General features: G+C 45.6%; 21 protein-coding genes. 11 read left to right on the top strand and 10 right to left on the bottom strand.

What is annotated here, in order from left to right; translation table 11 throughout:
* Window positions 1-21: 21 nt before the first annotated feature.
* The 4 genes from NIAKO_RS27480 to NIAKO_RS27495 all read right to left on the bottom strand — a co-directional run bounded on the left by NIAKO_RS27480 (window position 22) and on the right by NIAKO_RS27495 (window position 5,641).
* Complete coding sequence (locus NIAKO_RS27480; protein ID WP_014221726.1) at window positions 22-666, bottom strand: response regulator; 645 nt, start codon at window positions 664-666, stop codon at window positions 22-24.
* Between the two features lie 304 nt (window positions 667-970).
* Window positions 971-2,563 (bottom strand): DUF1501 domain-containing protein, encoded by a 1,593-nt coding sequence (locus tag NIAKO_RS27485; protein WP_014221727.1) that lies wholly within the window; start codon window positions 2,561-2,563, stop codon window positions 971-973.
* A 16-nt stretch (window positions 2,564-2,579) separates the two neighbouring features.
* On the bottom strand, window positions 2,580-4,256 hold the full coding sequence (locus NIAKO_RS27490; protein WP_165761278.1) for a DUF1800 domain-containing protein: 1,677 nt from the start codon (window positions 4,254-4,256) through the stop codon (window positions 2,580-2,582).
* A gap of 209 nt (window positions 4,257-4,465) precedes the next feature.
* Window positions 4,466-5,641 (bottom strand): thiolase family protein, encoded by a 1,176-nt coding sequence (locus NIAKO_RS27495; RefSeq protein ID WP_014221729.1) that lies wholly within the window; start codon window positions 5,639-5,641, stop codon window positions 4,466-4,468.
* Between the two features lie 650 nt (window positions 5,642-6,291).
* On the opposite strand from NIAKO_RS27495, the gene NIAKO_RS27500 reads away from it, so the two are divergent.
* On the top strand, window positions 6,292-7,431 hold the full coding sequence (locus tag NIAKO_RS27500; protein WP_014221730.1) for a quinone-dependent dihydroorotate dehydrogenase: 1,140 nt from the start codon (window positions 6,292-6,294) through the stop codon (window positions 7,429-7,431).
* Between the two features lie 248 nt (window positions 7,432-7,679).
* The gene (locus NIAKO_RS27505) at window positions 7,680-8,474 is read left to right on the top strand and encodes a TerC family protein (RefSeq protein ID WP_041349481.1); all 795 of its coding nucleotides are present in this window, start codon (window positions 7,680-7,682) and stop codon (window positions 8,472-8,474) included.
* 379 nt (window positions 8,475-8,853) lie between these two features.
* On the opposite strand, the gene NIAKO_RS27510 is transcribed toward NIAKO_RS27505, so the two are convergent.
* Window positions 8,854-9,579, bottom strand: coding sequence for an RsmE family RNA methyltransferase (locus tag NIAKO_RS27510; RefSeq protein ID WP_049815623.1), 726 nt, complete (start codon window positions 9,577-9,579; stop codon window positions 8,854-8,856).
* 160 nt (window positions 9,580-9,739) lie between these two features.
* The gene (dnaB, locus tag NIAKO_RS27515; RefSeq protein WP_014221733.1) at window positions 9,740-11,329 is read right to left on the bottom strand and encodes a replicative DNA helicase; all 1,590 of its coding nucleotides are present in this window, start codon (window positions 11,327-11,329) and stop codon (window positions 9,740-9,742) included.
* A gap of 721 nt (window positions 11,330-12,050) precedes the next feature.
* On the opposite strand from dnaB, the gene NIAKO_RS27520 reads away from it, so the two are divergent.
* From NIAKO_RS27520 to NIAKO_RS27530, 3 genes are all read left to right on the top strand, one after another.
* The gene (locus tag NIAKO_RS27520; protein ID WP_014221734.1) at window positions 12,051-12,299 is read left to right on the top strand and encodes a hypothetical protein; all 249 of its coding nucleotides are present in this window, start codon (window positions 12,051-12,053) and stop codon (window positions 12,297-12,299) included.
* Window positions 12,300-12,814: 515 nt separating this feature from the next.
* Window positions 12,815-15,247: a phenylalanine--tRNA ligase subunit beta gene (gene pheT, locus NIAKO_RS27525; RefSeq protein WP_014221735.1), complete on the top strand. Its 2,433-nt coding sequence runs from the start codon at window positions 12,815-12,817 to the stop codon at window positions 15,245-15,247.
* Window positions 15,248-15,288: 41 nt separating this feature from the next.
* Window positions 15,289-15,576 (top strand): hypothetical protein, encoded by a 288-nt coding sequence (locus NIAKO_RS27530; protein WP_014221736.1) that lies wholly within the window; start codon window positions 15,289-15,291, stop codon window positions 15,574-15,576.
* Window positions 15,577-15,581: 5 nt separating this feature from the next.
* Here the strand turns inward: NIAKO_RS27530 and NIAKO_RS27535 are convergent, their stop codons facing one another.
* Window positions 15,582-15,836: a hypothetical protein gene (locus NIAKO_RS27535; RefSeq protein WP_014221737.1), complete on the bottom strand. Its 255-nt coding sequence runs from the start codon at window positions 15,834-15,836 to the stop codon at window positions 15,582-15,584.
* Between the two features lie 143 nt (window positions 15,837-15,979).
* Between NIAKO_RS27535 and NIAKO_RS27540 the strand changes: the two genes are divergently transcribed.
* The 6 genes from NIAKO_RS27540 to NIAKO_RS27565 all read left to right on the top strand — a co-directional run bounded on the left by NIAKO_RS27540 (window position 15,980) and on the right by NIAKO_RS27565 (window position 21,821).
* Window positions 15,980-16,270: a cell division protein ZapA gene (locus NIAKO_RS27540; RefSeq protein ID WP_014221738.1), complete on the top strand. Its 291-nt coding sequence runs from the start codon at window positions 15,980-15,982 to the stop codon at window positions 16,268-16,270.
* Window positions 16,271-16,589: 319 nt separating this feature from the next.
* The gene (rny, locus tag NIAKO_RS27545; protein ID WP_242675475.1) at window positions 16,590-18,146 is read left to right on the top strand and encodes a ribonuclease Y; all 1,557 of its coding nucleotides are present in this window, start codon (window positions 16,590-16,592) and stop codon (window positions 18,144-18,146) included.
* A gap of 90 nt (window positions 18,147-18,236) precedes the next feature.
* Window positions 18,237-18,608, top strand: a complete 372-nt coding sequence (gene rplS / locus NIAKO_RS27550) for a 50S ribosomal protein L19 (protein ID WP_014221740.1) — start codon at window positions 18,237-18,239, stop codon at window positions 18,606-18,608.
* 225 nt (window positions 18,609-18,833) lie between these two features.
* A complete protein-coding gene (locus NIAKO_RS27555) occupies window positions 18,834-19,073 on the top strand; it encodes a Sec-independent protein translocase subunit TatA/TatB (RefSeq protein ID WP_014221741.1) in 240 nt (79 codons plus the stop codon).
* Window positions 19,074-19,133: 60 nt separating this feature from the next.
* On the top strand, window positions 19,134-20,579 hold the full coding sequence (gene gatA / locus NIAKO_RS27560; RefSeq protein ID WP_014221742.1) for an Asp-tRNA(Asn)/Glu-tRNA(Gln) amidotransferase subunit GatA: 1,446 nt from the start codon (window positions 19,134-19,136) through the stop codon (window positions 20,577-20,579).
* Between the two features lie 150 nt (window positions 20,580-20,729).
* Complete coding sequence (locus NIAKO_RS27565; RefSeq protein ID WP_014221743.1) at window positions 20,730-21,821, top strand: lytic transglycosylase domain-containing protein; 1,092 nt, start codon at window positions 20,730-20,732, stop codon at window positions 21,819-21,821.
* A 59-nt stretch (window positions 21,822-21,880) separates the two neighbouring features.
* On the opposite strand, the gene NIAKO_RS27570 is transcribed toward NIAKO_RS27565, so the two are convergent.
* From NIAKO_RS27570 to NIAKO_RS27580, 3 genes are all read right to left on the bottom strand, one after another.
* Window positions 21,881-23,122: an anthranilate synthase component I family protein gene (locus NIAKO_RS27570; RefSeq protein ID WP_049815624.1), complete on the bottom strand. Its 1,242-nt coding sequence runs from the start codon at window positions 23,120-23,122 to the stop codon at window positions 21,881-21,883.
* 92 nt (window positions 23,123-23,214) lie between these two features.
* Window positions 23,215-23,682: a hypothetical protein gene (locus NIAKO_RS38765; RefSeq protein ID WP_014221745.1), complete on the bottom strand. Its 468-nt coding sequence runs from the start codon at window positions 23,680-23,682 to the stop codon at window positions 23,215-23,217.
* Window positions 23,683-23,776: 94 nt separating this feature from the next.
* On the bottom strand, window positions 23,777-25,042 hold the full coding sequence (locus NIAKO_RS27580; protein ID WP_014221746.1) for an adenylosuccinate synthase: 1,266 nt from the start codon (window positions 25,040-25,042) through the stop codon (window positions 23,777-23,779).
* Window positions 25,043-25,118: the final 76 nt, after the last annotated feature.

Raw genomic sequence — 25,118 nt, forward strand, 5'->3', positions numbered from 1 at the left:
GTATTTACAGGATTATCATTATTATTCGATCAGCTTGTTCTTAAGCGCAAACTTTACCAGTCCTACGGTATTATTAACGCCCAGTTTTGCGATCAGGTTTTTGCGGTGGGTTTCTACTGTACTTACGCTCAGGAAAAGCTTTTTGGCAATTTCGCTATTGCTGTATTCCTTGCAAATAAGGGTAAGTACTTCAATTTCGCGTTTAGAAAGGATCTCGTCTACCTTTTTATCTTCAATAGTTACCGTATTGCGGAAGTCCTGGTTGGTATCCAGGATGTTGATCTCTTTACTGAAGAATTTGTTACCGCCGGCCACTGTTTCCAGGGCGTTGGTTAACTCGGCAATATTGGTATTCTTTAAAAGGTAGCCCTGAATATCGTATTTCAGTAGTTTATGAATATAGCGGGTGCCGCGCATGATTGTGAGGTAAAGGATCTTTAATCCCGGTTGAATTTCACGGATCTTTTTAAGCAGTTCTTCTTCACCAATATCAGGGAGGTGAACATCCAGTAACAGGATGTCGATTTCCATATTTGGCAATTGGCTCAACAAACTTTCACCGGTAAATGCTGAACCTATAACCTCAATGCCGGCCTGCTTGTTCAGCAATAACACCAGACCCTCAAGGTATAATTCGTGATCATCTGTTATAAAAACCTTCAACATAATCAAATTTAAGGATCGGTCTGTTCAGGATTAATGGTTAGGTTACCGATCTAAGGCAAATTAAAACTATTTACAGCAGGGTAACAAAAAACGGGGCCTTTCCATTATTATATTTCCCCATTCCGTAAAGGAAATGCCCGTCCAAAATCGCATTCCAGCCCAGTTAAACTTACAGGTACGAAAATTTCTTTCCCCTGGATCTCACTTTAGCAAGTTTTAGCACACTTTAGCCGATAAGCTATAAATAGCAAAGCTCCCCCACAGAAGTGGGGAAGCCTTCATTATACGGATTAAATTTTCTACGTCATCGTGTCTTCAGCATGGGCCGCACCTGTTGGGCTACGCCGTTTTGGAAACGGGCGTAATAAACCCCATTGGCCAACCCATACCCGTCGAATGTTACAGTATAGGTACCGGATGTATAGTCTTTGTCAGTAAGTGTCTTTATTACCCTTCCCATGGTATCCATCACCTGCACCAGCGTATGGCCGCCTTTTGTTGTAAACGTAATCTTTGTTGTTTCAACAAACGGGTTGGGATAGTTAATGATCAGCTGTTCGCCGTCATTGCGCAGGTCAGTGATGCCTGTAATACCGCAGGCTTCATTTATCGCCAAAGGAATGTTCTGGTAATTCTTGAACAAAATAGTTTGCAGATCAGCATCCTTTACGCAAAACCACTGCTGCAATATAGAAGCATAAATGCTTCGGAAATCGTATTGATAAGGAACGTTGTCGTTTTGTTTGGCATCTGCCGAAATGGTAGGGTTGGTGCCAATGATGCCACCCCGCACATGTTTTCCAAATACAAATACCGGTGCGGCAGCGCCATGGTCGGTACCCAAACTTGAATTGGAGTTTATACGACGGCCAAATTCAGAGTAGGTGAAACCAAGCACCCGGTCATCGATGCCTAACCCTTTCAGGTCGTCCATAAAACTTTTGATGCCATCCGAAAGCCGGGCCATCAGCTGGGCATGGTTACCTGTAGTGGTATCGGCCGCTTCTACCTGGCTTGCATGCGTATCGAAGAACCCGTCGGCAGTAACTTTGTAGATCCTGGTTTTTAAACCGCCTTTTATGAGGCGGGCCACAATGCGCAACTGTTGCGCCAGGCGGTTGTTACTGGGGTATGAACCCTGCGAAGTGACTTTTGCTGCAGCTGCTCTGATTACATTAGAGTACACTTCGGTTTGTCCCATGATCATTCTAATGTACTCCAGCTCTTTACCCCATGGTGTATTGGGTGGAGGATCGCCTACGTTGTCGAGGAAATCATAAAAGCTGGTAGGGTCGGTAATGTTCATACCCATTGGGAATGTAGGTCCCTGTAATTCCAGGGTTTGTACAGAACCGATTTGAATAGCTAAAGGATCGGGCATTTGCGCAGTAGGATAACCGTTGGGGAAGTTCGGGAACTCCAGGTTCAGATAACGGCCTGCCCAGCCGCTGTATACTACCGTATCAGCATCCGGGGGAGCGCTCATCCAGATATCCGTAGCGCGGAAATGCGAAAAGTTGGGTGAAGGATAACCCACAGACTGAATAATGCTCAGTTTACCTTCATTATATAATGTTTGCAAACCTGTCATACCAGGATGCAAACCGGTTTTTGAGGTCCCGTTCAAAGGAAGCACCTTGTTTTGGGCTATCGCAATATTTTTACGGGCGCCATAATAATTTGCATAATTCTCGATGGGTATTACCATGTTCAATCCATCGTTACCGCCAACAAGCTGTATTATCACCAGTACCTTGTCGGTTTCGGTGGTGTTACCCATTAAGGCCTGTACCAATGGATTGGCATTTGTGAAGGCCTGTACTGAAAAACCATTCAGCACGGCAGGTAATGTTATAGACGCAGGAAGGGCGTTTTTTAAAAAGGATCTACGCTTCATAAGATCGGTTTGAATGTTAAGCTAATTGATACTCGGCCAGGTTCATTAAATATTTGTAAAGTGTTTGCAGGCGCATGGCAACAGTATTGTACGCCGTCATATTGCCTGGGTTTTGCTCGTATATATCCCACGCACTGGTCCAATAGTTATCATCGGCCTGGCCGCTAAGCAAAATTTGCGTTTTGATGGTTCCTTTCTGCGTATCTGAGATTGGTACGCGATACAATACGTCCAATACCTCGTTTATCAGCAGGTTGGGGTCCCTTCTGTCGGCAAACTGCCTGGTAAATTCAACCGGATCTATTTTCAGCGTTAAATTGTTACGCATATATCCGTTAACAATCAATTGATCGATCAACTTCTCCCGTCTGGGCATGGTATCGTGGTTGATCCATGTTTCATAGAACATCGGTATCTGGTAGTAAGCAGGCCATCCGGCAACATTCGGCGGGTCGCCAATGTCCTGTTGCATCTCCATCGACTGGGTTTGCAGGTAATCCCACATGTTATACTGATTAACATAATCAGTTGCATCGGGGAATACCAGGTTGAATTCCCGCGCCATCGTTACGATCATGTCAACCGGTCCTTTGATCAAACAACCCTGACTAAGCGGATCGAAGAAATGTTCACTTTTTAATAGCGCACTCAAAACGGGTTTTAATTCCCAGTTACTGCTAACCAGCAATTGGGCAAGTGGCTTAATTACGTTGGTGAGTGTATCAGGTTCAATAGTGTAATAAACAAACCATCTATAGATCTTTTTTACAATGAATTCAGATACCTGTGTTGTTTTGCTGAAGATCATATTGATAAGGTCATCGATCTCAGCATCACCGGCAGTAGCGCCGCTGCGGCCGGCAATTACGGTACCATTATAGAAAGAAGAGAAAGTTTTATTGGTTTGGTCGTGGTCCTCAGCCTTGAACGACACGATCTCGGTATCCATGTCGATCTTATAACCGGTCAGTAACCGGGCGGCCGCCTTTACATCGTCTTCGGTATAGTTAGGCGTGTTTTCTTTACCAAGGGTAAACAGCTCCTGCAGTTCCCGCGCATAGTTTTCATCAGGCGCGGTTTTGGAGTTCAGGTAACCGTTCAGGTAACGAAGCATGGCTTTATCCAGCGTTACATCCTTTACCATTTTCTTGAAGTTGCCTAAGGCGCTTCCCCGCAACAACTGGTTGTTACCGTAGGCGAAGGTGGGCCTTTCGATCATGTTGATCTCTGTTGACCAGTGGTTATGCCAGAACAGCGTCATTTTCTCGCGAACGCTTCTGTCCTGGTTGATCATTTGACCCAGCCACCAGCATTTAAACGATTTACCCCGTGCGCCATTGGAGGCAACACCTTTTGAAACATTGTTAACCCAGGTAGTGCCCTGCGCTACAGTAAGATCAGGATCACCGGCTTCAATGTTTGAGTTGTCGTAATTTTTTAAAGGGGGTGCAGGCAATGTGGCAGGTACGTTCAACAATTCATCAACCGCTTGGGACACCGACATCCCGGTAAAATAATCGAGGTCAACTTTTTTGGCCCCAAACATGGTCCTCTTCAATAAGTGAGCTGCCTGCTGTGCTGTAAGGGTGCCAGCTTGTGGGTTTAATCCGGAATAAATTTGACGAAAGCCATAGTTTTTCGCTGAAGGAGCATTAGCTTTTCTCTTCAGCGTGAAGAATTCTCTTCTGTCCATAAGGTTGATTTTGGAAGACTGCTTCATGATAATCGGCCTTTTGATTACCTGATGACAATCCATTTATGAGCTGTGATTGAACAAAAATTTTGCCACTTGATGAAATGGGGATAAGTGCCGTACATTTTCATTTGCTACTCGTACATGTACGCGCATAAAAAAAGCCGCCTCTCTATGAGAAGCAGCTTTGTATATAGTAATGATTTCTACTAATTAATATTTTCTATAATCCCTGCTATTCCCTGTCCGCCGCCAACACATGCAGTAACAATACCATATTTCTTGTTCAATCGCTTCATGTCATGTGTTAACTGAATCGTTAACTTACAACCGGTGCATCCCAGCGGGTGCCCTAACGCTATTGCACCACCGTTTATGTTAACGATGTCAGGATTAATTTCAAGTTTTCTTATAACGGCCAATGCCTGTGAAGCAAAAGCTTCATTCAACTCAACCAGGTCTATCTGACCCAGGCTCATATTAGCTTGTTTTAATACTTTAGGCACAGCCTCAACCGGACCAATACCCATTATGCGTGGATGCACCCCGGCCGATGCACAGGCTATTAACCGGGCAATAGGTTTAAGCCCCAGTTCATTCACCATTTTTTCGCTCATTACAATAACAAAGGCCGCACCATCACTGGTTTGCGAGGAGTTACCTGCAGTTACCGATCCGCCGACAGCAAATACCGGTTTCAGTTTATTCAACACTTCAATGCTGGTATCTTTACGTGGTCCTTCATCAGTATCCACTACATAGTTGCGGGTTTGCTTTTTATTCTTTTCATCCAGGTAAACTTCTTCTACTGTTATGGGCAGAATACCGTTTTTGAAATACCCCTTATCAATCGCATTGATAGCTTTCTGATGTGATTGATACGAGAACTGGTCCTGGTCTTCGCGGCTTACATTATATTCTTTGGCCACTGCTTCAGCGGTTAAACCCATGCTTAAGTAGTAATCGGGTTCGTCTTTGGCAATGGAATAAGCGGGAACGGTTTTCCAACCTGCCGTAGGCACCAGGCTCATGCTTTCGGTACCACCGGCAACAATACAATCAGCCATCCCCATGCGGATCTTGGCCGTGGCAATAGCAATAGTTTCCAAACCCGATGCACAGTACCGGTTCACCGTCATACCCGGAACACTAAAACCCAATGCCCGGGCGGCAATGATCCTGCCTACCTGCAAGCCCTGTTCAGCTTCAGGTACGGCATTCCCTACAATTACATCATCAACCCGTTTGGGATCCAGTTGCGGAACAGAAGCCATCAGTCCTTTTATCACATCAACGGCCAGATCATCGGGCCGGTAAAACCTGAACCCACCCCGTTTGGCTTTTCCCACCGCTGTGCGGTAACCAGCTACTATATACGCTTCCATATATACGTTTTATATGTTTAATATTGTTTAGTTAATGCATTATCCTCGCAGTTAAGCCATTCCGGCAATCGGCAAACGTGAAACGGCAAACAGTTTCGCGGCAATCGGCAATCGAACCCCGCGATAATATACACCCTTTCAACTCTTCAGCGGGCCTCCCCCGGCCCCTCCGGTGGAGGGGAGAAATAAAACCTCACGCCATTACTCGACCTATCTATTTTTTAAACTTCTCCCTGCCTCCTCACGCTTTCTTTATCAACGTTATCAATTTTCTTCTTCCTGGTCAACTAGTTAACCTTTATCAACCCTATCAACCTCCCACTTCATTCTTCTACCCCCCTCTTTCCACGTTAACTCGTCAACAGGTTAACTGATCAACCGATATCAACTCCTCTCATCTTCCGTTGCGTCGCACACTTGTACGCCTTGTTCGTTACTCGCCTCGTTCGCCGTAGCCTTGGCGAAGGCGGATCAACTGGTTGTTTATGCAACCTTCTATATCAAAGTTAAGGATTGGCAACAGGAAAACAAAATGGTAGCCGCGCACCTGGTAACTAATTATAAACTATTCACATATGCCCTATTCCACCCTCTTTGGCCCTGAAACCTGCTATCTGTAACGGGAAACTAAGTTATCTTCGCACCGAATTATGTACAACTTACTTCGCCGCCTGCTATTTTGCTTTCCCACTGAATCTGTTCACCATTTTTCCATGAACATGATGAAAATGGGCTGTTCCGTAGGACCCATCCGTAAATCCATTTCCAACAGTTTTAGTCCGGCAAACGGGTCATTATCAAAAGAATTATTCGGTCTCCGGTTTAAAAATCCGGTAGGGCTGGCTGCCGGGTTCGATAAGAACGCGCTTTATCTCACCGAACTGGAAGCCCTGGGCTTTGGTTTTGTTGAAATTGGTACGGTAACGCCCAAACCACAGGCCGGAAACGACAAACCTCGACTTTTCCGTCTGCCGAAAGACAAGGCCCTTATCAATAGGATGGGTTTTAATAATGATGGCGTGCAGGTAGTTGCGCAACGGCTGAAGGATTGGCGGGAAAGGCAAGCCGAAAGCCACAACTCGCAAGCTGAAAGCAAAAGTAGTTCGGCTTCCAATGCGGACTCTCATTCACGATTCACGTTTCACGATTCACGATTAATCATCGGCGGTAACATCGGTAAAAATAAAGTCACACCCAACGAAGATGCCTGGAAGGATTATGAGATTTGCTTCCGCGCGCTGTTCGATTGCGTTGACTATTTTGTAGTAAACGTAAGCTCACCCAATACGCCCGGCCTGCGGGAACTGCAGGAAAAAGATTCGCTGCGTAAGATCCTGTCGCACCTGCAAACCATCAACCAGCAGGAAAGCAGTGAAGAAACCGGCCGCAAACCCAAGCCTATCTTATTAAAGATAGCTCCCGATCTTACTCCGCAACAGATAGATGATGTAATTGACCTAGCCCTGGAAATAAAACTCGATGGACTGGTAGCTACCAATACCACCATCAGCCGGGATCAATTACAAACTACCGGTCAGGAGCTGGAAGCAATCGGCGCCGGTGGGCTCAGCGGTGCGCCTGTTCGCAAACGTGCTACTGAAATTGTGCGCTACATTCATGAAAAAACCAATGGCCAAATACCGGTTATAGCCTCAGGTGGTATTTTTACGGCAGCAGATGCCAAAGAAAAACTGGCCGCCGGCGCCTCACTCGTTCAGGTTTGGACAGGTTTTATTTATGAGGGGCCTGGTATTGTAAAAAACATCTGTAACGGCCTCACGGCCAGTTAAACCTGAGAATAAATGATGCAGTTTCAGGTTTCAGGTAGTTTTTATATCTGGCGTTACGCTTCACTGTAACCTGAAACTTGCAACTCCCCTTCTTGTGTCCCCGGCCCCCACTTTATATTATTTTACTGTTACCTGAAACATTTAGACTTCTCTCGCTACTAATGATGTACCTGTGTAAAAACAAGGCGCAGCCTTTGCATATTGCCTATTGGACCTGCCACCTTATTTTTGCGCTTCAACCGACCACCATGCAACAATTATTTACTGTAGATGCCCTGATCAGTTTATTAACCCTGACTGTATTGGAGATCGTGTTAGGCATCGACAACGTGATCTTCGTATCCATTTTAATGGGCCGATTGGATAAAAAACAACAATTGGAAGCCCGCCGTATCTGGATGTTTGCCGGTATTGCCGTTCGTATCGCCTTATTAATGGCAATCGGCTGGCTGGTAAAGAATGGCAACGCTGAATTAATTGGCTTCACCTTCAGCGGTCACCATTATGCGTTCAACCTGCGTAACATCATTATGCTGGTTGGTGGTTTGTTTCTTTTATATAAAACAGTAAAAGAAATTCACCATAAGCTGGAAGGCGATGAAGGTATGTATGAGAGCAAGAACAGCAAAACGTCGTTCGGTGCTATTATAGCCCAGATCGTTGTGATAGATATGGTATTCTCGTTCGACAGTATCATTACGGCTGTAGGTCTGGCGCGTATTGTGCCTATTATGATCACCGCTGTGATCATTGCCATGATCATCATGTTCTTCTTCTCCGATAAAATTGCCGATTTCATTCACAAGCATCCTACGTTAAAGATGCTGGCCCTGGCCTTTTTATTAATGGTTGGTTTCAGCCTGTTCTTTGAAGGTTTGGAACCTATTCACAATAGCCATATCGATAAAGGTTATATCTATTTTGCAATGGCCTTCTCATTTGGTGTGGAAATGCTGAACATGTGGATGTTTAAGCGGGCCAAAAAACAAAAGGTGCAGTTAAACGAGCCGATTGTTAAGAAGGAAGAACAAAACACGGTATAATCAATAAGCAAATGATTACTGAAAAGCCCTGTGTTCTGCATGGGGCTTTTTTCGTGAATTGGCAAACTGCAGACGGTAAACGGCAAACATGACTCGCGATCTTTGAAATTAATAAACGACCTTGCATCGCCGGCATTTTCTCTGCCTTCTGCCTTCTGCCTTCTGCCTTCTGCCTTCTGCCTTCTGCCTTCTGCCTTCTGCCTTCTGCCTTCTGCCTTCTGCCTTCTGCCTTCTGCCTTCTGCCTTCTGCCTTCTGCCTTCTGCCTTCTGCCTTCTGCCTTCTACCTTCTACCTTCTACCTTCTGCCTTCTATCTTCTACCTTCTACCTTCTACCTTCTACCTTCTACCTTCTACCTTCTACCCACTGAATCCCGATAGCTATCGGGAGCCTACTGCCCTTAAAAGCACCGCCGCCACCATCCCTGCTGTTTCCGTACGCAGGCGGGTATTGCCCAGCGTAACAGGCATAAAATAATGTTCGGTTGCAAAGGCTACTTCTTCCGGGCTAAAATCCCCTTCGGGGCCAATTAAAACCAGCTGACTGGGAAGCGAACTGTTCACCAGTGCGGCCAGTGGTTGTTTATCGCCCGGCATACAGTGCGCGATAAATTTTTGCGTGGTGCTTATGATGTCTTCCTGTTTCAGCAGTTGACCAAACCCAACCGGCTGATGCAATACGGGCAGCCATGCCTGTTGTGATTGCAGCATGGCGCTCACCAGGATGTTATGCATGCGGTCGAACCGGAAATGTTGTTTTTCGGTTCTGTCGCACAGCAGGGGAATAATTTCAGTGATGCCTAATTCGGTTGCCTTTTCAAGAAACCATTCAAACCGGCTGGCATTTTTAAGCAGGGAAATAGCAATGCTGGTTTTACGGCCTGTTTGCGGAATGAACTGTTCGTTCACCACCGATACCCTGCATCGCTTTTTATGATCGTCTGTAATGGAAGTAAGCAGTAAAAAACCTTTCCCATCGGTCAAATGCAGCTGCTCGCCTTTTTTCATGCGCAGCACGTTAACTATGTGTTTGGAGGTATCTTCATCCAGTTCTATCTCTTGCTGTTTGGCAACAATATCCGGGATATAAAAAAGCGGCAGGTTCATTGGTGGTTCTTTGGTGCAAAGTAATACAAAAAGCCCCGACGATGCCGTCGGGGCTTTTAAATATCGAATATTGAATGTTAAATGTCCAATGTGGAAGTACTCACAAAAGCTGGCTTTCACTTCTACGTTCAATATTCATTATTCGATATTCAATATTGAATTAAAACGGGGCGTCGTCGTCTTCGCCATATGGCATGTCGTTCATTTTGCTGCCGGCCTGGATATACAGCTTGGCGCCATCATCGCCACCACTGGCTGCACCTCCACCACCGCCATCAGGCACTGGCTTCCAGCTTCCGCCACCCATACCCAAACCACTAAAGTCATCGCCTTCAAACTCAACAAACTTCTGAATGTGAAGTTGTGCTCTGAGTTTAATCGTTTCCAGCGAACCGTTACGGTGTTTGGCTATACGCACGTGGGTTTCCCCTTTATTGCTTTCTCCCATTTCATTGGAAGTAATATCGTAATATTCGGGACGGTAAATAAACATTACCATGTCGGCATCCTGCTCAATGGCGCCCGATTCACGAAGGTCACTCAACTGCGGCATCTTGTTACCATCTTTACGTGTTTCCACCGCACGGCTTAACTGCGACAGTGCAATGATGGGAACGTGCAACTCTTTCGCCAGCATTTTTAAGTTACGGGAAATGGTACTGATCTCCTGCTCACGGTTGGTGTTCTTACCGTTAGCCGCGCCGCTCATCAGCTGTAAGTAGTCGATGATGATAAGGCCGATGTTGTGTTTGGTTTTCAACCGGCGGCATTTTGCACGCAGCTCAAATACGTTCAACGCCGCAGTATCATCGATGAAAATGGGCGCCTGTGCCAGTTTTTGAATACCCTTGGCGTACAGCTGCTTCATTTCATAATCTTCCATCTTACCACGCGAGATCTTTTCGAGCCATACTTCACTCTCGGCGCTCAGGATACGGGTAACCAGCTGTGGTGAACTCATCTCAAGGCTGAAGAACACGACCGGAGTAGGCTTGGAACCACTTAAAGCCGCATTACGCGCCAGGTTAAGGGCAAACGCTGTTTTACCCACGGCCGGGCGGGCAGCCAGGATAATCAGATCCGATCCCTGCCATCCATAAGTCACTTTATCAAGTGTAGGGAAACCACTTGGCACCCCTGTAATCTCATCGGTTTTGTGACGCATGTCCTCGATCCGTTGTACGGTTTGCACCAATACGGTATCGATGCTGTCGTAGTTCTTCTTCATGTGGCTGTTGGTGATCTCAAACAGCTTTGCCTCCGCTTCATCGAGCAGGTCAAACACATCGGCGCTGTCTTCATACGCGTCACCAATAATTTCACCACTGATGCGGATCAGTTCACGTTGAATGAATTTTTGTAAAATGATCTTTGCGTGCGCCTCTATATTGGCAGAAGAAACTACTGAATTCGTTAAACGGGTTACGTAATAGGGACCGCCCACCATTTCCAGCTCTTCTTTACTACGCAGCTCTTCCACCACGGTTAAGATATCTATCGGCTGGCTTTTTTGCTGCAGGCTTTGCATGGCCCGGTAAATACGCTGGTGAGCATCTACATAAAAGCACTCGGCTTTCAAAATTTCCACGGCTACGTCAAAAGCGTTCTTTTCGAGCATGATGGCGCCCAGCACAGCCTCCTCCAGGTCTTTTGCCTGGGGGGGAACTTTGCCATACACCATGGTACTCAGATCAATAGAGCTGCGGCGGCGTTGTTTTCGGTCTTTGTTGTTAAGGTTCGTTAAATCCATCGTTAGCGGTCTACTAAAAATTTACCATTGGTTTGAAATAAATTACAAACAGGATCTCTCAAGGTGCTGAAGTGAGTCTTGGTGTTTTAACACTTCTGATTAATACTGCCAACCAATGACGCTCTGGGTTAGTGTTGATGGATAAGGTTTGTTATGCTAATATTAATGCACTGTTAACGCAATGTTACCCCCATAAGGTCAGGACGGCGAATATATACCCCTCTCATACCCGGAAAAAAGAATTGCCATTCTATATTTAATAACAACAATCCACAGGTGAACCCACAAAAATAGGGCACTTATCCACAGTATCAAGTATATATATACACAATTTACAAAAGTTTGCCACCTTTGTTCAGTCGATATTCACACATCCTGTGCGTAAGAATTATAGCCTGATTATTTGGTGGTAAGAACGGGAAAATAAGATGCAGGCGGGATGGGATTTTCCGCAATAATTCTGGTGAAAACGCTTATCCATACAGGGTTTTCTTGATTGCCGATAGCTGTAACTGCCTGTTTTCGGCCTTTTCAGCACTCATTCAGCCCGCTAACAGGCCATACGCCCACTTTCCAGCAAATTTTTGAACCAATGGCATAAAATTGGCGTATATATACTACAAGAAAAGGAATTCGAATAGCGTCAAACAAAAAGATGCGATTCGTATTTTAAATTTACCCGGAGAACCGTAAATTAGATTCTTTAATTTCAACACCGACCATGCGCGTATACCAGTTGCGGCATTATGAAGTAATGATGCCAGAAGAGAATAGCAAAGAAGCACAGCACCTGCTGTACTACGAAAGGCTATGTTATGACCTGCTCACAGCCCATGCTATTAGCTTTTCACACGCCGTGGAGGTAATGAAGCTGCAAAATGGCCGTATTGAACAACGCCCCGGCCGTATTCATCGCATTTTAAGCGCCGCCGAAATTCCCCCATTCTGTTTTATTGTTTGTAAGAATTAAAAACGGCTGCAAGCCTCAAGCTGTAAGCTGTAAGCAATTAGAGCCCTGACTTTATTGGTTTCCTGCTATTTTTTCCCCTTCTACATTACTGCCTGCTGATTTTCAATCTTTTGGTTGGAACCGAACCTCCTTGCATCCCTGTCTTAACCATGTCTGTGGCACCTCTCATCCCAGGGTCATCTTAGGGTTATCCTAAGGTTATCCCTGGGTCATCCTTGGGTGTAAACCCTGGGATGAGCTTAGGAATACCCTGGGAATACCTTAGAAGAACCCTGGGAACACAGGTAGTTGAAAGATGCCTGATATCAACTCTGTTAACCCTGTCAACCTCCCCCAATACTTCACTTTACCCCCTTGTCAATGTGTTAACTTGTTAACCTGTTAACTTGTTAACCTGTTAACGTGTCAACCTGTTAACCTGTCAACTTCCCAACTCAACCTGAAACTTGGAACCTGGAACCTGAAACCTGTATCTTTGCCGTCATCGTTGAACAATTAAAATCATAGACTGATTCATGACTATTTCCTATAACTGGTTGCACGAATATTTACCAGTAACCATTGATCCCGAGCGGCTTAGTAAATTATTGACCTCTGTAGGACTGGAAGTGGAGAGCCTGGAACGGTATGAAAGCCTGAAAGGTGGGTTACAGGGACTGGTAATTGGTGAAGTGCTGGCAACCGAAAAACATCCCAACGCCGATAAATTAACAGTTACCAAAGTAAATATAGGATCGGGCGATCCCCTGCAAATCGTTTGCGGCGCCCCCAACGTGGCAGCCGGTCAAAAAGTTGTGGTGGCTACCGTGGGAACAACCATCTACCCCCAAAAAGGCGATCCCCTGACTATGAAAATAGCCAAGATCCGCGGGGTGGAAAGCTATGGAATGATCTGCGCCGAGGATGAGATTGGCCTGAGCGAAGACCACGCTGGTATTATAGTGTTGCCTGCCGATGTAAAAGTGGGTATTCCCGCCGCTGATTATTTCAAGATCTATACCGATTGGATCTATGAAATTGGCCTTACCCCCAACCGCATGGATGCCATGAGCCACCGCGGTGTTGCCCGCGATGTATGCGCTTATTTAAGCTATCACGATAATAAGGACCTGAAAGTAAAAGCCCTGGCCACTGATAATTTCAAGGTAGAAAATACTTCCCTGCCCATTGCAGTGAGGGTGGAAAATACCAATGCCTGCCAGCGCTACAGCGGCGTAAGCATCTCAGGTGTTACGGTAAAGGAAAGTCCGCAATGGCTGCAGGATAAACTGCGCGCCATTGGTCAACGGCCCATCAATAATATTGTAGACATCACCAATTTTGTGCTGCACGAAACCGGTCAGCCGCTTCACGCATTTGATGCCGATAAGATCACCGGCAAAAAAGTGCTGGTGAAGAATTTGCCCGAAGGAACAACCTTTGTTACCCTCGATGAAAAGGAAAGAAAGCTCAGCGCCGAAGATCTTATGATCTGCAATGGCAATAGCGAAGGCATGTGTATCGCCGGGGTATTCGGTGGTGCGCAAAGCGGCGTTACGGCTTCCACAAAAAATATATTTTTAGAAAGCGCCTGGTTTAACCCGGTTGATATCCGCAAAACATCTTTCCGCCATGGCCTGCGTACCGATGCAGCTACCCGGTTTGAAAAGAATGTAGACATCAGCAATACCGTAAACGTGTTAAAACGCGCGGCCCTGCTTATTAAAGAACTGGGCGGTGGTGAAATTGCTTCTGAAATAGTGGATGTATATCCTAAACCCGTACAGCAACCGCAGGTACAGCTGAAATATTCTTTCCTGCGCAAACTGAGTGGCAAAAGCTATCCGGCCAATGCCGTGAAAAAGATCCTGGTAAGCCTGGGTTTTGATATTGTAAAAGACAGTGCAGAGGATGTAGTGGCAGCCGCTCCCCTCAGCAAACCCGACATTCATTTACCGGCAGATATTGTAGAAGAGATCATGCGGATAGATGGCCTGGATAATGTGGAGATCCCCAAGGCCATTACCATTTCACCTTCGGTTGAACCCAATCGCAGCAAACATATTTATCGCGAAAAAACCTCCGACTACCTGGTGGGCCTGGGCTTTAACGAGATCTTCACCAACTCCATTACCAATGCGACTTACTTTGATGAAGCTGAACTGAGCACCGCGGTAAAACTGTTGAACAACCTGAGCGCCGATCATAATATTATGCGTCCCTCCATGCTGCAAACCGGGCTGGAAGCAATTGCGCATAACCTGAACCGGAAAAACAATGATCTCCGCTTTTTTGAATTTGGTAAAACCTACAGCACACAAGGCCCCGGCAAATACAGCGAACAGGAACATGTAAGCCTGTACATCACCGGTCAGGTAGCAGATGATGCATGGAAAGGCAAAGGCACCGCCTCAGATATCTTTTATTTAAAAGGCGTTGTGGCTCGAATATTGCAATTGACAGGCATCTCTAAAGCAAGCTTTGTCCCCGTAACTGCTGAAAACAACCTGGCAAACACCTTACAGGTAACCATAAATAAAGATGTAATTGCAACACTTGGCCAGGTAACAGCACAGGAATTAAAGCGGTTCGATATCAGGCAACCGGTTTTCTATGCCGACCTGGATTTTGAACTCATGTTGAAGTACATTTCCGCCAACTCTATAAAAGCAAAAGAATTACCGCGCCAGCTGCCCGTGCGCCGCGACCTGGCAATGGTAGTGCCCAAATCCCTTCCCTTTGCAGACGTTGAAAACACCGTAAAAAAGGTGAAACTCGACAAGTTACAGTCGATACAACTTTTCGATATTTTTGAAAGTGAAAAACTCGGGGCCGATAAAAAATCCCTTGCAGTAAGCTTTACTTTCCTCGATGAGGAAAAAACCCCCACCGATAAAGATATTGACGGTATGATGAATAAAATTATGAATGCCCTGGAAACGAATCTGCAGGCAGAGATCAGAAAATGATCCGGCGCCTGTGATGTTTTAACCAGGCAAAAATTTGTTCAATGGAGGGATTACAGGAACAACTGAAACGAATCACAAATAAATTGCAGCAGGTGGTACATAGTTATCAACTGCTGCAAAAAGAGCATGAGCAATTGAGCAGGGAGGTGGTTACGTTGCGCGATAAAGAAAAAGCCCGGTTAATACGTATCGACGAGCTGGAAATGAAAATGACCGCACTGCAAACCGTTACCGGCCAGTTGAACGACGGCGAGAAGAAAGAGGTGGAAAAAAGGATTAACCGCTACATCCGGGAAATTGACCGGTGTATTGCATTATTAAGCGAGTAAGCGCGTCAGATCCGTTTTACCAGCCGCATTATCATTTCATCTCCACCCTGAAAAAGCTCAAGCGTATAAACGCCATACGGCAAATCGTTCAACCCTTTCCAGGTAACTGTTTTATCGCCTTGGGGTATGTTGGTTTCGAGACGGCTACATTCGTAACCACGTTCATCGCGTAATATGGCTTTAAGGCTGGACTGAATAGGAGCCATCAGCTCGAGCGTAAGCGCGTCGATGAAGGTGTTCGACCTGATTTTAGCGAACATGTTAATCGTTTGGTTTTGGTGAGAAATCATAGCATACGAAAATTGCATTCAACCATCCAAAACGATCCAATTTGTAGTCCGAAGTAAGTCCTGTGAATTGTGTGTGGATAAATGTAAAACAAGCTTTTCAAAATTGCAAGCCCATGGAAGAATTAATTCCCATAAATGTTTTAATTGGCGACCGCACTTACCGCATCAAGATCGAACCCACCGATGAAGAGGTGGTTCGCAAAACCCTTAAACTCATCAACGATAAAATTCTTGAGTTTAAGACCACGTTTGCCGGTAAAGATATGCAGGACTACGTAGCCATGGTAGTATTATGGTACGCCACCCAGCAAAAAGCCGGCGACAGCCAGCCATTGGTTGATAATCAGACATCGGAACAGCTCCAGGGTATTGAGAAGCTTTTGGACAGATTACTGGTTGATTGATAAAAAGATTTGAATGTTGTTAGATTATTAGGTTTGTAAGTTATTGAGTTAAAGAACCTAAGAACAAACCAACTCAATTACCTAAGAACTTAATAACTAAACCTCAAAACTAAACGCTAACCATCCCGTATTCACCACACAATCGATATAACCAAATTCTCCGGTATACAAACAACTGAACTTCAAAATGCTTGCAGCGGCGGTGCCTCTTTTTTTGTATTTTCGCACATTCACGTCTCACTAAGGTATACTTGCCAAACGTAGAGAGGGAGAGATAATGCCGAATTCTTTAAACATGTAAAACACAATGGATCAAGGTATGTTAACCACTATAATAGTAGGTATTTTGGCCCTGGGCGCAGGAATAGGCCTGGGAAAAGCCATTTTTGCCAAAAACACCCGACTAAAAATCGAAGAGGCCGAAAATCAGGCCCGCAAAATTGTTGCCGATGCACAAACGAATGCTGAAACCATCAAACAACAAAAACAGCTCGAAGCCAAAGAAAAGTTCCTGGCGCTGAGAGGCGAATACGACAAAGAAGTTACAGAACGTAACCGCAAAATTCAGGAAAGTGAGAACCGGGCCCGTCAGAAAGAACAGGGCATCAATGCAAAAAGTGACCAGCTCGACAAACAGATCAAAGAAAACGAAGCCATCAAAGAAAACCTGAACCGCCAGATAGAAGTAGTAAGCCTGAAGCGCACCGAGCTGGAAAAACACCAGGAAGAACACATCCGCCGCCTGGAAAAGATTGCCGGTTTAACCGCAGAAGAAGCTAAGAAACAATTAGTTGAAAGTTTAAAACAGGAAGCCCACACCCAGGCGCTGGCCCTGCAGCAGGAAATTGTGGACGATGCCCGTCAAAAGGCCAACAAAGAAGCCCGCAAAATCATCATTCAAACCATTCAGCGTACCGCAGCTGAGCAGGCTATTGAAAACTCCATCACGGTATTTAACCTCGAAAGCGATGAAATAAAAGGCCAGATCATTGGTCGTGAAGGCCGTAACATCCGCGCTATTGAAGCCGCTACCGGTGTTGACCTGATCGTTGATGATACGCCGGAAGCCATCATCCTTTCTTCCTTCGATCCCCTTCGCCGCGAAATTGCCCGTTTAAGCTTGCAAAGACTGGTAGCCGACGGCCGTATTCACCCCGCCCGTATTGAGGAAGTGGTGGAAAAAACCCGCCGCCAGATCGAAGAGCAGGTAATTGAAATTGGTGAGCGTACTGTAATTGAATTAGGTATCCATGGTTTACATAAAGAGCTGGTACGTATCGTAGGTAAAATGCGTTTCCGTTCTTCATACGGTCAAAACCTGCTGATGCACAGCCGCGAAGTGGCCAACCTGTGTGGTATTATGGCTGCTGAACTGGGTTTGAACCCCAAACTGGCAAAACGCGCCGGTTTGTTACATGATATTGGTAAAGTGCCCGATGAGGAGTCTGAACTGAGCCACGCCCTGCTGGGAGCCAAGCTGGCCGAAAAATATGGTGAGAACCCAGCCGTGGTAAACGCTATCGGCGCCCACCACGATGAAATGGAAATGCAATATGTGATCTCCCCCATTGTACAGGCCTGTGACGCCATCAGCGGCGCCCGCCCCGGTGCACGCAGAGAGATTATGCAACAATACCTGCAACGTATTAAAGACTTAGAGAACCTGGCGCTGAGCTACCAGGGGGTTGAAAAAGCTTACGCTATTCAGGCCGGTCGTGAGTTACGGGTAATTGTGGAAGCAGATAAAGTGACCGATAACGACTCGGACAAACTGAGTTTCGACATCGCTCAGAAGATCCAGACCGAAATGACCTTCCCCGGACAAATTAAGGTAACCGTGATCAGGGAAAAAAGAGCCGTAAACGTAGCCAAATAATAAATAATTGAGGAAAATCGGGGGTTTTAGGAAATTTAAAATGATAAATTCGATTTTTTAATTACCTTTGCCTCCCCAAATTTTAACGTCATGAATGCAGCAGTTCAATTTGTACATGAGCAGTTGACAGGTAAAAAAGAGTTCCCGAAGTTTAAAGCGGGTGACAATATAACTGTAAACTATAAAATTATCGAAGGTGGTAAAGAGCGTATCCAGAGCTTTCGTGGCGATGTTATCAAACGCCAGGGACAAGGTGGTACTGCTACATTTACTGTACGTAAAATCTCCGATAGTGTAGGTGTTGAAAGAACATTCCCTATTTATTCACCCAATATTGATTCTATTGAGTTGAATAAAACAGGTCGTGTTCGCCGTGCTAAGCTTTTCTATCTCCGCGAGCGGAGTGGTAAGAGCGCTCGTATTAAAGAGAAACGCATGAACACAGCAGTAGTGGCTAAATAACCACTGGTACAGTTGTGATTTACTTTCAATAGCTCTAACTACTTAAAAGCGTTCTTCCGGCTGGGCCGGGAGAACGCTTTTTCATTTTATACGCAACCGTTTACTTTGTTAACCGGTAGCAAAAAGGTGGTTTTCCCCTTAGTATCATGTAATTTGCACGACTTTTATGCGTTTTACTTTGCAAAAGGGCGTAATTTTGTTTCCTAACTATTTAAAAAGTTTATCATGTTATCTAATGTAAACCTGTTGTTCATCTCAATGCCTGGTGGTAGCGAGTGGTTGTTGATTGTACTGGCAGTGTTGGTGCTGTTCGGTGGACGTAAAATACCTGAATTCATGCGCGGTATAGGCCGTGGCATCAGAGAGTTTAACGACGCCAAGAACAATGTGAAGAAAGAAATTGAAGACGGCATTAACGAGAAGGACACTAAACAAGCCTCCTCTACTACTACTTCAGCTCACTAGTTCAGACTCACATAATTTCATTCTGAAACCGATTTGTATTATCGAACCCGGTAACAACCTTTGTTTAAGTATTACTCAATAACGCAATATCACCAGGACCTGCATGCTGGCACGGCAACGTGTGTGGAAGCGGTTCAACACTACCTGCAGCAAATTGAAGCCCGCAGGCACCTGAACGCGTATGTGTATATTTATGCAGAGGAAGCACTGAAACGGGCGGCTGAACTGGATGCCAGCCGCAAAGCCGGTAAGCCAACAGGTAAATTGCACGGTGTGGTAATCGCACTGAAAGATGTAATTGCCTATAAAGATCATCCGCTTACTGCCGCGTCAAAGATCCTGGAAGGGTTCAAGCCCGTTTTTAATGCAACTGCCGTCGAACGATTACTGGCCGAAGAAGCCATTATAATTGGGTCCACCAACTGCGATGAGTTTGCCATGGGTTCAACCAATGAAAACTCATCGTTTGGTAAGGTGCTGAACGCCCTGGACGAAACCAGGGTGCCCGGTGGTTCCTCAGGCGGTTCTGCCGTAGCGGTTCAGGCCAGCCAGTGTATGGTTAGCCTGGGAAGCGATACCGGCGGTTCCGTTCGCCAACCGGCAGATTTCTGTGGCGTGGTAGGGCTTAAACCTACGTACGGCCGCATTTCGCGTCACGGACTGATAGCCTACGCCTCTTCTTTCGATCAGATAGGCATTTTCGCCAACAATGTTCCCGATGTAGCCTCGGTACTGGAAGTAATTGCAGGCCCCGACGATTTCGACAGCACGGGCGCGCAGCAACCGGTATATGCATACAGCCATCTAACGCCACTGCCTTCCAAACCGCTCAGGATCGCTTATTTTAAGGAAGCCCTGGAAAGCCCGGCCCTTGATAAAGAGATCCGTGATTCTATCCTGGAGTTCACCCAAAAGCTGCAGGCCGATGGGCACACCGTAGCGCCTGTTGACTTTGAATACCTCGACTTCATTGTTCCTACCTATTATGTTTTAACAACGGCCGAAGCCTCCTCTAACCTGTCGCGATACGACGGGGTGAGGTACGGACACCGGAATGTTGAAAAAAATATCTCCTTAACAAATTTTTATAATGCCACCCGGTCAGAAGGTTTTGGCTGGGAAGTAAAACGACGTATAATGTTGGGAACCTTCGTATTAAGCGCGGGTTATTACGATGCGTATTTTACGAAGGCGCAACAGGTACGCAAACTGCTGGTTGAAAAAATCAACCTGATCTTCAGCCAGTTCGATGCTATCCTCCTCCCCACTGCCCCCTCTACCGCCTGGACAATCGGCGAAAAGACGGAGGACCCCATTTCTATGTACCTGGCTGACATTTTTACAGTATTTTCTAACCTCACTGGTATTCCCACCATCTCAATCCCGCTCTTTTGGCACAGTAATGGCATGCCTTATGGGTTGCAGATTATGACAAACCAATTCTCCGAGTTATATTTGCTCCAGCTATCCCAAATGTGGATGCAACAGTTCAGAACAGCCGGCTAAATGAAAAGCCTAAACCCTTCGACTCCCCGGCGCTAAATCTGCTCTGTTACGCCAAAGAATCCTACGAAAGCTTTCATCCGTCTCATCCTGTGTAGAACATATCTCAATCCATACCACCGAGTCGATCATTCATAGTTTTAAATAACGAAAATGAAACGAAAACTTTTTATTTCGGGTATTTTAGGCCTGGGATGGTTATGCATGGCATACAGTAATGATAACGGGATAGCACGAACCCCGGTAACAGGTGGTAAAAAGCTTAACACAGTTGTACTTTCACAACGATTTGAATTCCCCGGTAAAGTTGCCAATGACTCAGCTACTCCCAAGGACAATGATTTAACGCAGGCTTTCGAGCTTGGTTACAATTCCTCCAATGGCATCAGGTTAAATGCCCATGCCATTCAGTTTGTGCAGGATTACATGGAAAGGAACGGCGATGACCTTCGTAAAATGAAGACCTGGGCCGTCCCCTATTTTAAGGTGATCGATGGCATATTGACTAAATATGGCCTTCCGTCAGAATTAAAATACCTCTGTGTAATTGAATCTGAATTAAAGTCAACCGCCACCTCATGGGCAGGCGCTGTGGGCCCCTGGCAGCTGATGCCGCAAACCGCACGCGATTTGGGCCTTAAGGTGGGCCGTGGCGTAGACGAGCGTAAAAGCTATACCAAGAGCACTCACGCAGCCGCTTTGTACCTGCGCGACCTTTACCGTGAATTTGGCGACTGGTTACTGGTTATTGCCGCTTACAACGGCGGACCGGCCAACGTTTACGCCGCCATTAAAAAGAGCCAGGGCAGCCGTAATTTCTGGAAACTGCAGTATTATTTACCGGCCGAAACCCGGATGCACGTAAAGAAATTCATTGGCACTCACTATATTTTTGAAGGCCAGGGCAGCGTAACCACGCTTACCAAAGCAGAAGTTACCGAGCAAATTGGTGTTACCGCCACTCACCTGCTAAGCCGCAAACTCTCTACCAATGAGTTGTCGAACGCTAAAAGCATGGATGTTTCCGGAAAATACTATTCAGCCGCCATTGCCAAAAATATTATGATGGACCTGAACGAGTTCAACCGCTACAATCCTGAATTTGACGCCCTTATGGGTGGCAGCGACAATGCCTACGAGCTGAAATTACCAGCCGATAAAATGGACCTGTTCGTCGCCAATAAATATATTATTCTGAATGAGAGCGTGCAAATGATGTTGAGCGGAGCCACAGTAGGTAAGTAATCCTTCAAACAACTTTAAGGTGGGTCGTCTGCCAGCTGGCGGATGGCTCACCTTGTTATTTAAGGTGACCCACCTTTTAAGACCTTCTTTATCGCAGCTGCCTTTAACAGGCACTCTTCATATTCCTTTTCGGGATCGCTGTAAAAGGTAATGGCAGAACCTGCCTGAAAGGAAAGATATTTATTAGCGGCATTATACATAATGCTCCTGATGACTACATTGAAGTCAAAATCGCCTTCGGGCGTAATATACCCTACCGCACCGGAGAAAATGCCACGGCGGGTTTGCTCGTATTGTTCAATCAGTTCCATTACCCGCTTTTTGGGCGCACCGGTCATGGACCCCATGGGGAAGGTAGCTTTTATTGCATCGATAAAATGAATGTCGCTGCGCAGCTGTCCGCTAACGGTAGAGATCATCTGATGCACCTGCGGAAAACTGTAAATACCAAACAACTCATCAACCTGTACCGATGCTTCCTCACAGATCTTCGACAGGTCGTTACGCACCAGGTCAACGATCATCACGTTTTCTGAACGGTCTTTGGGACTGTTGTACAAATGTTCTTTATGTCTTACATCATCCCCCGCATCGTTGAGGTTGCGTTTTGACGTGCCTTTTATAGGTTGGGAATAAATACGATCGCCTTCTTTTTTCAGGTAGCGCTCAGGGCTGGCGCATAATAAATATTGTTGCCCGGTTTTATAATACGCCGCAAAGGGATTGGGCGAGGTAGTGCTCAGGGAATTATAAACCTGCAACGGATCGATGGTCACATTTTCGGCAAAGAATTCCTGGCAAAAATTGATCTCATAACAATCGCCCCGCAGAATATGCTGCTGCAATTGCTGAATGGTGGTAATATAATCTGCCTGGGGTATACGGCTATTGATGGGCGTGGCCAACGGCCTACTGGGTTCACGTACCGGCTCAACCGAACATATTTCATGAAATACGCCTTCGTGCCGGTTGTCAAACGTGCCTATCAGCAATTCGCGTTCGCTTAATTGCAGTATAACATCAGGAATAAAAAAACACAGGTCGGGGAAACCGATGTGGTCGGTATTGTTACTGGCCAGGCCTTCCGTTTCGTTTTTAAGATCATAACTGAAATGCCCAAACAGCCAGTCGCCGTGTTGACCGTACAATTGCTTCAATTGTTCAAATGCAGTACCAGCCGCAGTTGCAAGGGTTTGCACCGCCCCTGCCGCAGCCATACATTCAAAACTATGATGCGGTAAATTGTAATGCTGGTTGTCGAGAAAACAACAAATGTTGAACTGGTTCACCCAGCTCAACATTTGTAATTTGGTTCGCTGAAAATCAGCGACGGGAAATGATATAAATTGTCTGCGCACTGTAGAAACAGGGTGAGCAGTAAAAGAAGTAACCACTAAAAGTCCTCCTCGTCGTCGTCGAAGCCGCGATCGTTGAAGAGATCAAGGTCTTTGAACTCATCATCGATGCCCAGGTCGTCGTCGTCATCTCCTTTACCTTTTTTACCTGTGCTGCCGCTTCCACTGCCACTGCTGGCTTTCTTTCCTTTTGATTTGGGTAAATCAAATTCTTCGAAGTCGGGATCCCAGTCTTCATCTTCTTCAGGTTTGTCCCAATCATCCACTTCTTCATCGAGATCCGCATCGTCGTCATCTTCTTCACCCTCTTCATCAGATTTCTTAGAAGAAGCTTTACCGCCTTTCTTAGCGGCCTTCGGCGTGTCTAACTCTTCGTCTTCCAAGTCTTCATCATCCTCATCTTCTTCTTTCTTTGGTTTTGATGAGGCTTTTTTCGGAGTTTCCTTAGAAGACTTTGGTGCAGAGTCTCCGCCGGTCTTTTTTTCCTTGTCAGATTTTGCTGCCATTGTCTGGTAAGATTGTGGTGTAAAATTTCAGCGAATTTCTTAATTCACCAATTTTTTTAGAATGTTTTTTGTCTCAAAAAATCCGAAGTGAAAACTACTGAATTTCTATCAATTGTTCACGTCCCGGACCATTGGAAATATAATTTATATTAACACCTAAATATGAATTAATAAACGATACATATTCTTTCATGGTGCCTGGCAGTTCACTGGCCGTTCTGAACTTGTCGGTAGCCACTTTCCAGCCTTTAAAGCTCTTCAGTTCAGGGGTAATTGATACCCTTGTCATTTGGAAAGGGATCTCCTTAGAACTCTTGCCATTAACACTGTAAGAGGTACACACTTTTAGCTCCTCAAAAGCGTCCAGCACGTCTGCTTTTGTCATAACCAGTTTAGTTACCCCATTCACCATACAGGCAAAATTCAGGGCTACCAGGTCAATCCAGCCACAACGTCTGGGGCGACCTGTAGTTGCGCCAAATTCGTTACCGATACGGCGCAGTTCTTCACCAGTTTCATCATGTAATTCTGTTGGGAAAGGCCCGCTGCCCACGCGCGTACAATAAGCTTTAGTTACGCCTATTACGTCTTTAATCTTTTGGGGCGCCACACCTAAACCGGTACATACACCGGCCGAAATAGTGTTTGATGAAGTTACAAAAGGAAACGTTCCAAAATCAACATCGAGCATACTTCCTTGTGCACCTTCGGCTAAAACTTTTTTGCCCTGGCTGATCTTGTCATTGATGAAGTATTCACCGTTAACTATCTTGAATTCTTTCATAAATTCAAGCGCTTCGAAGAATTCCTCTTCCCAGGCCGTAATATCCTCATGGAAATTAAGGCTATCGAGCATCTTCTGGTGCTTCAGGCGAAGCCGGATATATTGAGTGGTGAAACTTTTATCTAGCAGATCGCCTACGCGCAAACCGTTACGTCCGGTTTTGTCCATGTAAGCGGGGCCAATCCCTTTCAGGGTAGAACCGATCTTATCATTTCCTTTCGATAACTCAGACGCTTTATCCAATGCACGGTGCGTTGGCAATATCAAATGCGTTCTTTCAGCAATAAACAAATTTTTCCGGTAGTCAATACCAAACGCTTTTACGGTTTCGCATTCCCTTTTTAAAGTAACCGGATCCAATACAACCCCGTTACCAATCAGGTTAACTGTATTCTCATGAAAAATACCGGAAGGAATTTGATGGAGAACAACTTTCTTTTCGTTTACATATAACGTATGGCCTGCATTGGGACCTCCCTGAAAGCGGGCAATAACATCATAATTGGGAGCAAAATAGTCCACGATCTTGCCTTTGCCTTCATCGCCCCATTGAAGACCTAATAAAACATCAACCATTATTAAATATTTGAATAATTTGTAGCAAACGGGGGCAAAAATAGGTTAAAAACACTAAGTGATTTTGAGATTTTGC

The sequence above is a fragment of the Niastella koreensis GR20-10 genome (assembly GCF_000246855.1).
Lineage (GTDB): Bacteria > Bacteroidota > Bacteroidia > Chitinophagales > Chitinophagaceae > Niastella > Niastella koreensis.

What these genes read in the sequence shown, in the direction of transcription:
- NIAKO_RS27480 (WP_014221726.1), bottom strand. Translation starts at nt 666, where the DNA reads ATGTTGAAGGTTTTTATAACAGATGATCACGAATTATACCTTGAGGGT.
- NIAKO_RS27485 (WP_014221727.1), bottom strand. Translation starts at nt 2,563, where the DNA reads ATGAAGCGTAGATCCTTTTTAAAAAACGCCCTTCCTGCGTCTATAACA.
- NIAKO_RS27490 (WP_165761278.1), bottom strand. Translation starts at nt 4,256, where the DNA reads ATGGACAGAAGAGAATTCTTCACGCTGAAGAGAAAAGCTAATGCTCCT.
- NIAKO_RS27495 (WP_014221729.1), bottom strand. Translation starts at nt 5,641, where the DNA reads ATGGAAGCGTATATAGTAGCTGGTTACCGCACAGCGGTGGGAAAAGCC.
- NIAKO_RS27500 (WP_014221730.1), top strand. Translation starts at nt 6,292, where the DNA reads ATGTACAACTTACTTCGCCGCCTGCTATTTTGCTTTCCCACTGAATCT.
- NIAKO_RS27505 (WP_041349481.1), top strand. Translation starts at nt 7,680, where the DNA reads ATGCAACAATTATTTACTGTAGATGCCCTGATCAGTTTATTAACCCTG.
- NIAKO_RS27510 (WP_049815623.1), bottom strand. Translation starts at nt 9,579, where the DNA reads ATGAACCTGCCGCTTTTTTATATCCCGGATATTGTTGCCAAACAGCAA.
- dnaB (WP_014221733.1), bottom strand. Translation starts at nt 11,329, where the DNA reads ATGGATTTAACGAACCTTAACAACAAAGACCGAAAACAACGCCGCCGC.
- NIAKO_RS27520 (WP_014221734.1), top strand. Translation starts at nt 12,051, where the DNA reads ATGCGCGTATACCAGTTGCGGCATTATGAAGTAATGATGCCAGAAGAG.
- pheT (WP_014221735.1), top strand. Translation starts at nt 12,815, where the DNA reads ATGACTATTTCCTATAACTGGTTGCACGAATATTTACCAGTAACCATT.
- NIAKO_RS27530 (WP_014221736.1), top strand. Translation starts at nt 15,289, where the DNA reads ATGGAGGGATTACAGGAACAACTGAAACGAATCACAAATAAATTGCAG.
- NIAKO_RS27535 (WP_014221737.1), bottom strand. Translation starts at nt 15,836, where the DNA reads ATGTTCGCTAAAATCAGGTCGAACACCTTCATCGACGCGCTTACGCTC.
- NIAKO_RS27540 (WP_014221738.1), top strand. Translation starts at nt 15,980, where the DNA reads ATGGAAGAATTAATTCCCATAAATGTTTTAATTGGCGACCGCACTTAC.
- rny (WP_242675475.1), top strand. Translation starts at nt 16,590, where the DNA reads ATGTTAACCACTATAATAGTAGGTATTTTGGCCCTGGGCGCAGGAATA.
- rplS (WP_014221740.1), top strand. Translation starts at nt 18,237, where the DNA reads ATGAATGCAGCAGTTCAATTTGTACATGAGCAGTTGACAGGTAAAAAA.
- NIAKO_RS27555 (WP_014221741.1), top strand. Translation starts at nt 18,834, where the DNA reads ATGTTATCTAATGTAAACCTGTTGTTCATCTCAATGCCTGGTGGTAGC.
- NIAKO_RS27565 (WP_014221743.1), top strand. Translation starts at nt 20,730, where the DNA reads ATGAAACGAAAACTTTTTATTTCGGGTATTTTAGGCCTGGGATGGTTA.
- NIAKO_RS27570 (WP_049815624.1), bottom strand. Translation starts at nt 23,122, where the DNA reads ATGTTGAGCTGGGTGAACCAGTTCAACATTTGTTGTTTTCTCGACAAC.
- NIAKO_RS38765 (WP_014221745.1), bottom strand. Translation starts at nt 23,682, where the DNA reads ATGGCAGCAAAATCTGACAAGGAAAAAAAGACCGGCGGAGACTCTGCA.
- NIAKO_RS27580 (WP_014221746.1), bottom strand. Translation starts at nt 25,042, where the DNA reads ATGGTTGATGTTTTATTAGGTCTTCAATGGGGCGATGAAGGCAAAGGC.